This window comes from Enterococcus silesiacus (assembly GCF_001886225.1).
Classification (GTDB): Bacteria; Bacillota; Bacilli; order Lactobacillales; family Enterococcaceae; genus Enterococcus_L; species Enterococcus_L silesiacus.
The window spans coordinates 87,526-99,827 of sequence record NZ_JXLC01000005.1 but is presented as its reverse complement, the minus strand read 5'-3'; the positions used below and the strand labels follow the sequence as shown (position 1 = coordinate 99,827).

Annotated in this window: 10 protein-coding genes and 1 CRISPR repeat array; of the genes, 9 read left to right on the top strand and 1 reads right to left on the bottom strand. The window is 35.4% G+C overall.

All coding sequences use genetic code 11. The features are described from left to right. Positions 1-3: 3 nt before the first annotated feature. From RV15_RS05025 to RV15_RS05010, 4 genes are all read left to right on the top strand, one after another. Entirely contained in the window at positions 4-672 is a 669-nt protein-coding gene (locus RV15_RS05025) for a hypothetical protein (RefSeq protein ID WP_071876962.1), read from the top strand. Between the two features lie 11 nt (positions 673-683). Then, positions 684-1,274: a signal peptidase I gene (gene lepB / locus RV15_RS05020; protein WP_083429105.1), complete on the top strand. Its 591-nt coding sequence runs from the start codon at positions 684-686 to the stop codon at positions 1,272-1,274. 409 nt (positions 1,275-1,683) lie between these two features. Beyond that, positions 1,684-2,538 carry an HAD-IIB family hydrolase gene (locus tag RV15_RS05015; RefSeq protein ID WP_071876960.1) on the top strand — a complete coding sequence of 285 codons (855 nt, stop codon included), beginning with the start codon at positions 1,684-1,686 and terminating at the stop codon, positions 2,536-2,538. A 104-nt stretch (positions 2,539-2,642) separates the two neighbouring features. Next, positions 2,643-3,278: a hypothetical protein gene (locus RV15_RS05010; protein ID WP_174549267.1), complete on the top strand. Its 636-nt coding sequence runs from the start codon at positions 2,643-2,645 to the stop codon at positions 3,276-3,278. A 148-nt stretch (positions 3,279-3,426) separates the two neighbouring features. On the opposite strand, the gene RV15_RS05005 is transcribed toward RV15_RS05010, so the two are convergent. Continuing rightward, positions 3,427-4,182, bottom strand: a complete 756-nt coding sequence (locus RV15_RS05005) for a MerR family transcriptional regulator (RefSeq protein WP_071876959.1) — start codon at positions 4,180-4,182, stop codon at positions 3,427-3,429. A 172-nt stretch (positions 4,183-4,354) separates the two neighbouring features. Between RV15_RS05005 and RV15_RS05000 the strand changes: the two genes are divergently transcribed. The 5 genes from RV15_RS05000 (at position 4,355) to RV15_RS04980 (ending at position 12,114) form a co-directional block, all read left to right on the top strand. Further along, on the top strand, positions 4,355-4,711 hold the full coding sequence (locus tag RV15_RS05000) for a DUF1827 family protein (RefSeq protein ID WP_071876958.1): 357 nt from the start codon (positions 4,355-4,357) through the stop codon (positions 4,709-4,711). Positions 4,712-4,930: 219 nt separating this feature from the next. Continuing rightward, positions 4,931-5,341, top strand: coding sequence for a GtrA family protein (locus RV15_RS04995; RefSeq protein WP_071876957.1), 411 nt, complete (start codon positions 4,931-4,933; stop codon positions 5,339-5,341). Positions 5,342-5,422: 81 nt separating this feature from the next. After that, a complete protein-coding gene (locus tag RV15_RS04990) occupies positions 5,423-6,895 on the top strand; it encodes a nicotinate phosphoribosyltransferase (RefSeq protein ID WP_071876956.1) in 1,473 nt (490 codons plus the stop codon). A gap of 540 nt (positions 6,896-7,435) precedes the next feature. Beyond that, positions 7,436-8,263 carry an ammonia-dependent NAD(+) synthetase gene (nadE, locus tag RV15_RS04985; RefSeq protein ID WP_071876955.1) on the top strand — a complete coding sequence of 276 codons (828 nt, stop codon included), beginning with the start codon at positions 7,436-7,438 and terminating at the stop codon, positions 8,261-8,263. 203 nt (positions 8,264-8,466) lie between these two features. Next, positions 8,467-9,321: direct repeats of the CRISPR family, unit length 34 nt; unit sequence GTCTCACTCTAATCTAGAGTGAGTGGATTGAAAT. Positions 9,322-9,645: 324 nt separating this feature from the next. Beyond that, positions 9,646-12,114, top strand: a complete 2,469-nt coding sequence (locus RV15_RS04980) for a cation-translocating P-type ATPase (protein WP_071876954.1) — start codon at positions 9,646-9,648, stop codon at positions 12,112-12,114. Positions 12,115-12,302 lie beyond the last annotated feature (188 nt).

Genomic DNA, 12,302 nt, shown 5'->3' with positions numbered 1-12,302 from the left:
AAAATGACTATTCTAGATCGGCTATTTATCGGTGGCGTAGCCGTAGCAATTGTCTTATTTCTTCTTGCTGTTTATTGTTTGATTCAATATATAAGAACCCGAACTAAATTGTCTCGGTTGCCAAAGAAAAGGCTAAAAAATAAGAAGAAAAATAAACGAATTGCTAAGCAAAAAGTACAATTAAAAAAAGTAAAAAAGAAGCAACTTACTTCAATGATTGCTTCCGTTATTTTAGCTGGTTTATTAGTTGGCGGTATGGGATATCTTTCCTACTATCAGTCAATGAATTTATCATCCGATGACTCAGATACAGTAGTCAAATCTTATTATCTGTTAGAAGATTTTGCAAAAGAGTTAGAAATTGCAAAAAATAAAGAGGACGATGAAGAAAAAGTTCGACAAAATATTCGTTATTTAGCTACATCGATGACGACTCAGGGGATTAAAAAGGCAAGTGGAATCAACACGGAAGAAGGTCAAATAATCTTAAATCGCTACTACAATGCAGTGAAACAGTTGGGAATGAATGCAAGTACTCAAACATATAATTTTTATGGGAATGCACAGTTAGTAGATAACTTTTTAGAGGACATCCAAAAGATAAAAGATTACGAAAAAGCTGCCTTTACTTATTATAAAGTCGATGAATCTGCACTAAGCAAAGAAAAGTAAGCAGGAAACATATGGTTAAAAAGAAGCTTCAAAAAAACAAGAAAAGAGTCAAAATAAAGAAAAAAGAGGTTGTTTTTCCTTATTTAAAAGACCTATTGGTTGCTTGTGGAATAGTTCTATTTTTATTGATGATAGCCAGTAGTTTCTATTTTAAAGGGATAAAAATTGACGGTTATGGGATGATGCCTACTTTACGAGATAAAGATATTGTGGTAGCTAAGAAAACAAAAGCGATTAAACGCTTTGACATAGTTGTTCTTAAAATCGGAAATAAGCAGCAAGTACGACGAGTGATTGGGCTTTCTGATGAACTTGTTCAATATAAAGATGATGTATTAATTATTGATGGCACACCTATCGACGAAAAATTTATTATAAATGGAATCAATGAAAGTCAGTATAGTGGTAAATCCTTTACAGAAGATTTTTCTAGTGGTGGTGTTAGTGGGCTAAGCCGTATTCCAAAAGGCTATTATCTAGTTTTAGGAGATAATCGGCCATATGCAACAGACAGTCGCCATTATGGATTGGTGGCTGAACGAAATATTATTGGGATAATTATGATGCGGTTATTGCCTGTCAATGATATAAAAGCTTATTAAGTTAAGACTACTTAAAGTAAATAATTAGTAGAAAAAGGGAGGGCAGAAGCTTACTTCAGAATATTTTCTATTCTTAGAACTTTAGCTCTTAAAAACGATACGAGTGAAATCAATTTCAGCTTATTTCTGAAGCCTTCAACTCTTAGTGCTTTAGCACTTAGAATTTGATGTGATCGAAGTGTAACGTAGTAGTTGCTTGTGATCTCCACCGTTTATCCGGATTCCATGTGACTGTGATGTGACTCAAAGAGTCATGTCTCAGTCATTTTTTTTAAATTTTTACTCAAAAAATTGTATTTAAATTTAAGAGAATATCACAGAAATTTTATGCTATACTCAAATAGTTGAAATAAAAAGCCTATCGACCTCTTCAAGCGTATAGGCAGATAAGAAAAAGGAGTTTAAACGAATGAATATTGTTTTTTGTGATATAGATGGAACGTTTCAAGATCTGGCAGGTGAAGTGCCACAGGTCAACTATGATGCGATTTATGCGTTACAAAAGCAAGGGGACCATTTTGTGTTTATCAGTGGTCGTGGCTATGCGCAATTGACCGAATTGATGGATGAATTAGACAGTGAATGTGATGTTATTTTTAGTAACGGTGGTGGCTATAAGCTGGTCGGTGAACCGGTTCAGTATAATCATTGTGTATCCATGACTGAGTGTGAAAGAGTTATTGCAATTTTAGAAGCACGAAATATTTTTTATCATATTCATACAAATGAAGGAATCATTTTAAAGCCAGTTGAAAATTATGAAGCGAATATTTTAGCCTTAAGGAAAAAACTTGAACCGATGGGTGAGACAGGCAAGCAGATCATGGATTTCAAAGAAGCTTTTTTCAAAGAGCAATGTCAGCATGTAGACGATCCATTTGCTTATTTAACTGAACACCCAGAATTAAAAGTGATGAAAATCGAATTGATGGAAGCAAGCGATGAAGAACATGAAACCTTGCGTGACTTATTGGCAAGTGAGTCGGCAGATGTCTTTTCTTCATTTATCCAATGCTTAGAAATCGTTGACCCAAAGAGCAGCAAAGGGAATGCTATCAAAGAATTCATGAAAAGTTTTCCAGATGCACGTAGCTACGGTATCGGTGATGGCGAAAATGATTTAGCCATGTTAGAAGTTGTTGATGTTCCAGTAGCAGTCGGAAATGCCAAGGAAATCGTGAAAGAGCAGTGTCAGCTGATTATTGGTGAGTGTTTAGATGGCGGTGTCGGGAAATTTATTTTTGAAGAAATCATCAAAGGCTAAAACACAAGTTGTCAGTGAGAACTGTCTAAGCTAAAATAAAAGCAGTGAACATTTTTTGAAACAAGGTAATTATGGAATGGATTTTTAAAGTTAGGGGAGTAACAATGAACGAAATAAAAAAGAATGTTGAACATGATTTAGAGTATTATCAATCGGGAATCAGGCAGTTATACATGAAACATTACCAAAAATATTTATTCTTTCTGCTTGCCGTCATGTTGGTAACGGCTGTTGGGGTCGGTTTATCTGAAGCACTTATTAGATGGTTATTAGTGACATTGTTTTTGATTGAGGCAGGCGTAGTTGTCTATTTATTTCGCTATATACGTGCAGAAGTTTTTGACGCCTATTTTCAGCGGATCAAGACGCAACTGCCAGATGAATTTCAGAAAATGGAGTCGATCGAAATTCAGGAAGATGATCAATCTTATTATTTTTTAGGCGATCAAGAGTTATTTGTGAAGTTAAAAAAGAAGAATAGTAGAAATTTCCCATCAAAAATCAGACAATATACATTGTTGGTTGGCTATACAGATGGATTAGATGAGACGATGCTGGAACAGCCTCTGCAATTTTTTTATTATGATATTACGCAAATCAAACACTCTGATAGCTATAAGCAAGAGCGTTTAAAAAATGCTAATTTTATTGCAAAACAGAGAAAACGAAGACTTAAATCGGCGGCTTTAACGATTTTTCTACTGATTTTATTTGGTCTGGCCTATTTAGGGACATTGTAGAAAGCAAAAAAAAGTATTGAGGATAGTTTACAAGCAATCAATAGCTACTTTTTTTATCACTATTTAGATTTTAAGGTGTCTGAGAGGTAACTGGAAAAGTTACCTCTCAGACACCTTAAATCATACTAAGCTCGTAATCGCTTGTCTATTATGCAAAATGTTGAATAATTTGATTTAATGTTTGAGCAGCAGATTTTCCTGCTCGTTTATCATAGTAAGCTGCAAATCGTTCATCGCCAACATACATTTGTCCCAGACCTTTGTGCATTTCAACTGAATAGGTGGGAGAAGTGTATTGTAGCCATTCCTTATGCTTAAAAAAGACGGTTTCTGCTTCTTTCGATTGGTATTCTTTGGTGTTCATCACGATTTTTAATGCTTCAAGTATTTCTTTTTCAGCGGCTTCCATTCTGCTATAGTCTTCTTCACTTAGATCCAGCCACTTTTGATTAGATGCCTCCACCATTTTCTCCCCATATTTTTCACGTATTTCTTTGCCATATTGTTGTTCATTTTCTTGTAGTTTTTTTTGTTTTAGTCCTACAAATTTTTCTTTGTCAGTCATAGTGATTTCTCCTTTTTGATAACGTAATGTTTTTTCTACAGTGAGGATCAGATGATCGATCTGCTGACGTTTGTCCAATAATTGACGATAATGATCCTGTAACACGTGTTTTGGATCATAGTTTGGTGTATTTAGTAGTTTTTGGATCGCTTCTAGCTTCAAATCTAATGAACGGTAAAAAAGAATCTGCTGCAGCTTGTCAATTTCCTTTGTTCCATAAATGCGATAACCAGAAGTATTGATACGCGCAGGTTTTAAAAGATCGATTTCGTCATAATAACGCAATGTTCGAGTGCTGATGCCAGATAATTCAGCAATTTTTTTGATTGTGTATTCCATCTGTTTTCCTCCTGTATGAAACTAGCATAAACCTTTACTTAACGTTAAGGTCAAGACTTTTTTTATAGGATAACATAAATTTTATTTTTTGATTTACAAAGTGTCTATGAAAGAGTAAAATTTTTATGTAAAGCTATTAGGAGCAAAGTTAAATAAACAAGGAGCTGGTAGAATGAAATTAATCGAAACACCAATCAACAGGAATTTAGACTTAGAATATTTTTATCCAAATATTACGAAGTTCGTTTTTGGTACAAAAGCGATTAAATTTTTTAAATTATATGCACTAGACCGTACTCAAATTGTCTATGCTGATGCATTTGATAAAATCGACATCATCATGATCAATACTAAAAAGAAGATTACCAAAAAAGAAGTTGATTATGTGATCAAAAAACTTTTAAATACGACGCGAGAAGAAGTAACTGTCAATATCGGTGTAAAAAACGAAATGCAGCAAAAAGGCTATTCTTTTAGCGCTCCTAGAAAAGATATTATTGTGATTCAAAAGACTGTTGATCCGTCTTAAAAATAATTAAAATCCTTGGAAAAGTTGAATCATCAATTTTTCAAGGGTTTTTAGTTTTTAAAATAGGATAGTACAATCAAGTGATTGAGCGATAATAAGCGGCTTTGTTAGGAACTCATGGAAGAGATTCAATAATCAATGACGAGAAACTAGAAAATCAGTATGATTTCTATCTTATATTTGATAAAATAGGAAAAGGAACGAAGGGAAGCGTGGACGTTGAAAGAATTATTTCATAAATATAAAGAAGTGATTTCTTATTTAGTTTTTGGTGTGGCAACAACGATTGTTAATATAGTGATTTTCTTTGTTTGTAAGGATGTATTAGGAATCGACTATAAAATAAGTAATGCAATCGGTTGGTTTTTATCAGTATTGTTTGCATTCTTTACTAATAAATATTTTGTATTTGCCAGCAATCATGAAGATATGGGCTCTTTTATTAGAGAGATGTTGCTGTTTTACTGGTACCGAGTACTATCATTTGTCGTTGACATGGCATTGATGGTTTTAATGATAGAAGTGATGCATATCTCCGATTTTTGGGCAAAAATGGTAACACAAGTTGCAGTAGTTGTATTGAATTACTTTTTCAGTAAATTTTTTATTTTCAAGAAAAAAGCATCTTAAAACCAGTTTTTAGTTAAAAAAATAGTTATTTGTTATAATAAAAATTAAAATTCTAGAAAAGACAAAGGATGGCATATTGAGATGAAAAAAGTATACAAGGATGATAGTTTAACATTACATACGGATTTATACCAAATCAACATGATGCAGACGTATTGGAAATTAGGAAGGGCCGATTTACATTCTGTTTTTGAATGTTATTTTCGAGAGATGCCTTTTAATCATGGCTATGCTATTTTTGCTGGTTTAGAGCGGTTGGTCGATTATTTAGAGAATTTAACATTTACAGATACGGATATTGCCTATCTGAGAGAAGTAGAAAACTACCCAGAGGATTTTTTGACTTACTTAAAAGAGTTTGAATTTAAATGTACTGTTCGTTCTGCTTTAGAAGGGGACTTAGTTTTTAATAATGAACCGTTGATCCAGGTAGAAGGTCCTTTAGCGCAATGTCAGCTGATCGAAACGGCTCTGTTGAATATGGTCAATTTCCAAACCCTAATTGCAACAAAAGCGGCACGAATCAAATCTGTCATTGGAGATGATCCTTTGATGGAATTTGGAACTCGTCGTGCCCAAGAATTGGATGCGGCTGTTTGGGGCACTCGGGCAGCATACATTGGCGGAGCTGATGCGACAAGTAATGTTCGAGCTGGTAAAGTTTTCGGTATTCCAGTTAGCGGAACGCATGCACATTCATTAGTACAGTCATATGGAAATGATTATGATGCTTTTACAGCATATGCACAAACGCATAAGGATTGTGTCTTTTTAGTTGATACCTATGACACCTTGAAATCTGGAGTACCAGGAGCAATCCGGGTAGCGAAGGAAATGGGCGATAAAATCAATTTCCTCGGTGTACGTCTTGATAGTGGCGATATGGCGTATATTTCAAAACGAGTGCGTGAACAATTAGACGAAGCGGGATACACCGAAGCTAAAATCTACGCCTCAAATGACCTAGACGAAAATACGATTTTAAGTTTAAAAATGCAAAAAGCTAAAATCGACGTTTGGGGTGTTGGAACGAAATTGATCACGGCCTATGATCAACCGGCTTTAGGGGCTGTGTTTAAATTAGTTTCGATCGAAGATAAAGATGGTCAGATGAAAGATACCATCAAACTTTCTAGCAATGCCGAAAAAGTTACAACACCTGGGAAAAAACAAGTATGGCGCATCACACGTAAATCAGATAAGAAATCTGAAGGTGATTATGTGACACTGTGGGATGAAGATCCTCGCAAACAAGAGGAGATTTATATGTTCCATCCAGTGCATACATTTATCAATAAAACAGTCAGAGATTTTGAAGCTAGAGCGGTGTTACAAGATATTTTTGTTGAAGGAAAACGAGTGTATGAAATGCCAACTTTAAAAGAAATCAAAAGCTACGCAAAAGAAAATCTTGATTCACTTTGGGAAGAGTATAAACGTGATCTTAATCCGCAAAAATACCCAGTCGATCTATCAACTGAGTGTTGGAATCATAAAATGCGTTTACTTGAAAAAGTTCGTGTGGATGTCAAAGCATTAAGTGAAGGCAAATAGATATACCTAACTAAACAAATCAATTCTTATGGAAATAGATAAATTGGCAATGAAACAAAGATCGTTTCAGTACCAATTTCCTAATTTTCTACAGGATTAACCGGTTTGTTCCGCTTTTGTTTTGAAACACAGTGAAGCGAAGCGGAACGTTTTTACCGTATGTTATCTAGCTACGCGGGCTAATTCCTTGGGAAAAAGATAAAAATAGTTTGTGGTAAAAAGCACCACAATCGATTTTTCCTATTTTCCAGTCGGAGTTAAACGAGTCTGCTATGCTTTTAATGTTATCTAGCTGCATGGGCTAGTCTCTCGGAAAAAAGATAAATTATGAATGAGGTAAAAAGCACCTCAGTCATAATTTCCTATTTTTCAGTCAGAGCCGACCGAGCCTGCTATGCTTTTAAATTATCTAGCTACACAAATCAATCCTTAGGAAAATAGATAAATTGGCAATGAAACAAAGAACGTTTCAGTACCAATTTCCTAATTTTCTACAGGATTAACCGATTTGTTCCGCTTTTAAATTAGGAGGGATTTTATATGGAGTCACTGCAACAGGCAATTATTGAAGAATTAGGTGTCAAACCACAAATCGATCCGCAAGAAGAAATTCGAAAAAGTGTTGATTTTATGAAAAATTACTTATATAAATATCCATTTTTAAAAACCTTTGTACTTGGTATTAGTGGCGGTCAGGATTCCACTTTAGCTGGACGACTGGCTCAGCTAACAATGGAGGAAATGCGTCAGGAAACGAAAGATGATGAGTATCAGTTTATTGCTGTGCGTTTGCCTTACGGTGAACAGGTGGATGAAGCGGATGCTAAAAAAGCCCTAGATTTTATTCAGCCGGATGTTTCTTTACGAGTTAATATCAAACCTGCTATCGATGCAGGTGTTCTTTCACTTGAGGAGTCTGGTGTTTCGATTAATAATTTCAATAAAGGCAATATGAAGGCACGGCAACGGATGATCGTTCAATATGCGATTGCTGGAGCAAAAGCAGGCGCTGTGATTGGAACGGATCACGCTGCTGAAAATATTACTGGTTTTTATACAAAATATGGAGACGGTGGTGCTGATATTTTACCGTTATATCGCTTAAATAAGCGTCAAGGAAAAGCCTTATTGAAAGAATTGGGCTCACCTGCTGAATTGTATACAAAGATCCCAACTGCTGATTTAGAAGATGATAAACCATTGTTGGCAGATGAAGTTGCGCTTGGTGTGACCTATGATGATATCGATGACTATGTTGAAGGGAAAAAAGTATCTGAACCAGCAAAGGAAACGATTGAAGGTTGGTATAAAAAGACCCAACATAAACGCCATATGCCGATTTCCATTTTTGATGACTTCTGGAAGTAAGCCTTTAAAAGTTCAAAAAGGTAAGGGATCGTTTGGTGCGGACCCTAAGTGCCCATAAAAACACTGGGAGATCCGCACCAAAAAAAGAGCGAAAAAGAGCATAATTAAGCTGTTTTTCTCATTTTATTTTAATGGTTGTATAGATTTACGTGAAGAAATAGTAGATATAGTAAGTTTTTGACTGTTATTTTTGTTTTTTCACGGTCTCACTCTAATCTAGAGTGAGTGGATTGAAATCAGAAATCGCACTCTCAACTGGTTTAACATTCGAGTCTCACTCTAATCTAGAGTGAGTGGATTGAAATTTTTTCTGTCCGTTTTTCCGCAAACTTCTTGTGAGTCTCACTCTAATCTAGAGTGAGTGGATTGAAATATAGATCTTTCTTTTTAAGTTGATAAATTCCGCGTCTCACTCTAATCTAGAGTGAGTGGATTGAAATTGTTGTATATGGTTTACTCATTTTTATTCCTCCTCGTCTCACTCTAATCTAGAGTGAGTGGATTGAAATAGCAGTAAAATACTTTGGTGTTTTAGCATTGCCATGACGTCTCACTCTAATCTAGAGTGAGTGGATTGAAATATAATCACCTTGTGTTTTTACTTGAACATAAATTGTCTCACTCTAATCTAGAGTGAGTGGATTGAAATCTTAATCCGCTCTATATCCTCTAACATTTGTTCAGGTTTCACTCTAATCTAGAGTGAGTGGATTGAAATTGTACCCACTCGACCATTGGAGCCAACTCTACTTGTCTCACTCTAATCTAGAGTGAGTGGATTGAAATTTCTCTCTACCAAATGCAATCAAGTATCCTTTTTGTCTCACTCTAATCTAGAGTGAGTGGATTGAAATAATAGGTGTGTTTTAGTGTCTTTGTTTGTGTCAGTCTCACTCTAATCTAGAGTGAGTGGATTGAAATTTTTTTCTGCCCATCGTTTAATCGATTAGCAGCGTCTCACTCTAATCTAGAGTGAGTGGATTGAAATAACAAGTGTTACTTTTTGATTTGATGTCGTTGCTCCGTCTCACTCTAATCTAGAGTGAGTGGATTGAAATTTGATCGCTGAAGCTTTGGACGTGAATATAAACGGTCTCACTCTAATCTAGAGTGAGACACGATCAAAATATCGTAGTAACAGGTAAATGTGAATCAATACAAAGTTCTCGCTCCAATCTAAAGTAACTAGACTTAAATAAATCGAAATGAACAAAAAGAATGGCTAGAAAAATGGCCTTTTTTTTATACCTATTTTCAATTTAAAATACCTTCATTTTGTTCAAATGGTTAAAAAAAGTGTAAACTTAAACTAGTAATCTACAATAATCGGTGAATTACTCTACAATAAACGTAACTATAGCAAGAAAAAGGTGAATGAAAATATGAAAAAATTATTCAGGAAAAAAAGAGATATCGATAATGAGGAGTTTCTTTCATCTGAAGAAAAAGCACAAACGATAAATAATAATGATATTAGGATACCAGCTAATATCACTGGCTTATCTGATAGAGAGGTAGAACAGCTTTACGCAGAAGGAAAATACAACAAAGAAGTAGAAGATTTGTCTAGAACAACAAAACAGATTATTCTAGATAACTCACTAACTTTGTTCAATTTTATCAATTTATTTCTGGCAGTTGCAGTTTTTGCTGTAGGATATCCGAAGAATGCACTATTTTTTTGGATCATCATCATTAATACAGCAATTGGTGTGATTCAAGAAATACATGCTAAAAAAACGATCGATAAATTATCAATTGTCAATAAAACAGAAGTTACTGCACTGCGAGAAGGGCGGTTAGTAAAGATTTTTCAAGATGAGATCGTTTTAGGGGATGTCTTAGTCTTGACCTTGGGCAATCAAGTGCCATCTGATGGAATTGTACTGCAAGCTGATGGGATGGAGGTTGACGAGTCTTTACTAACGGGAGAATCTGATAAAATCACAAAGCAAAATGGTGATAAAATCATGAGCGGTAGTTTTATCACATCAGGCTTAGGCTTTGTTAAAATCTCTGCTGTTGGAGAAGATAATTTTGTTTCTAAGCTGTCAAAAGAAGCAAAAACAGAAAAGCAATCAACCTCTGAATTAATGAATTCTCTGAATCTGTTAATAAAAGGACTAACGTTTGCGATTGTCCCAATTGGTTTACTATTGTTTTGGTCACAATACCAATCGACACAGTCGTTTCCTAAAACAGTTTTAGGTGTTTCTGGTGCCTTGATTAGTATGATTCCAGAAGGACTAATGTTATTGACTAGTGTGGCATTTGCCGTTGGTGCAGCAAACCTAGCTAGAAAAAAAACATTGATCCAACGCCTGTCTTGTATTGAAACGCTTGCTCGAGTCGATACGATTTGCTTAGATAAAACTGGAACGATCACTGACGGCACTTTAACTTTTAAAGAATTGATTCCACAAGCTGGTTTTCCAGCAAGTGAAGTTGAACGTGCGATGGGTGAAATGATGCTAGGCTTGTCTGATCAAAATGCGACAGCAAAAGTTCTTAGAACAAGGTTTCCATTGTCCCAATCTACTTGGAAAGTCAAAGAAGTGATTCCTTTTTCTTCTGATCGAAAGTGGAGTGGGGTGACGTTTGAAGAAAAAGGCTCATTTGTCATGGGGGCGCCTGAATTTATATATTCTAAAGTTCCAGAAGACTTACAAGAAAAGTTGGCGCCATACAATGAGCAAGGAGACCGTGTCCTGATTTTAGTTCATTTTCCAGAAGAATTAAAAAGTCCTGAATTACCCTCAAAAAAAGAAACGGTTGGGATTTTCATTATTGCCGATACGATTCGAGAAAATGCAGTGGATACCTTTTCTTATTTTTCCAAACAAGATGTAACCCTAAAAGTTATTTCTGGTGATAATCCCATAACTGTGTCTCAAATCGCCAAACAAGCCGGCATAGATGGTGCTGAAAATTTTGTTGATATGAGCACTATTTCTGATTCAGCAAACTTTAATGAATTAGTAGAAAATACGACTGTTTTTGGCCGAGTAACTCCCTACCAAAAAAGAGAGTTGATCCAAGCACTGAAACAAAATGGTCATACGACTTGTATGACGGGTGACGGTGTCAACGATATTCTTTCCTTGAGAGAAGCGGATGTCAGTGTAGCCATGGCCAGTGGCAGTGATGCTGCCCGTGCGGTGTCGGATGTTGTTTTGCTGAATTCTGATTTCAGTTCAATGATTCAAGTATTAAATGAGGGGCGTAGAGTCATCAATAATATTGAGCGTGTTGCTTCAATGTATATGGTAAAAACAATCTATTCAGCTATTTTGGCTGTAAGCTTTATCTTTTTATTCTTACCCTATCCCTTTGCCCCGTTGCAGTTAACACCAATCAATACCTTAACAGTCGGAATACCTTCCTTTATTTTGGCGCTAGAGCCTAATTATCAACGAATCAAGGGTCATTTTTTAACCAATATATTGAAAATTTCAGTTCCTGGTGCTTTAACGGTTGTGTTTAATATTTTAGTGCTGCAAATTGCTGGTATTTGGTTTGATCTATCGCATCAAGAAGTCTCTACAATGTGCGTGTTACTTACAGGCTGTGTCGGATTTCAAGTGTTACTTCGAGCAGCTCGACCGTTGGATTTAAAAAAACAGATCATGATTGGTCTTTTACTAGTCGCTTTTCTAGTTTGTTTCCTATTTTTCGGTGAGTTCTTTATGCTAACGTCATTGTTTACCCGAAATGTTTTCTTTTATCTACCATTGATTCTAGGTAGTCGCTCTATCTTTAACTATATCTCACTCTTTATGACAAGAGCAGTCTATGAAGTTGAAAAAAGACAAGAAAATAGAACAGTCAAAAAGAAGAAGCGCGTGATTTAAATGATTACAGTTATTAGACAAAAGTATCTTGATTCCTTGAGGCTGGAATGTGACTCGTAGAGTTATGTCCCAGCCTCGTCTTATTTTGTGTATAAAGAATGACAATCATTTTCATTTAGGGGCTTTGGCTTTGTTATTTCTTCCACGAGGAGTAGTCTTAAGAAAGAGATCACTGTGTTTAAAAGGAG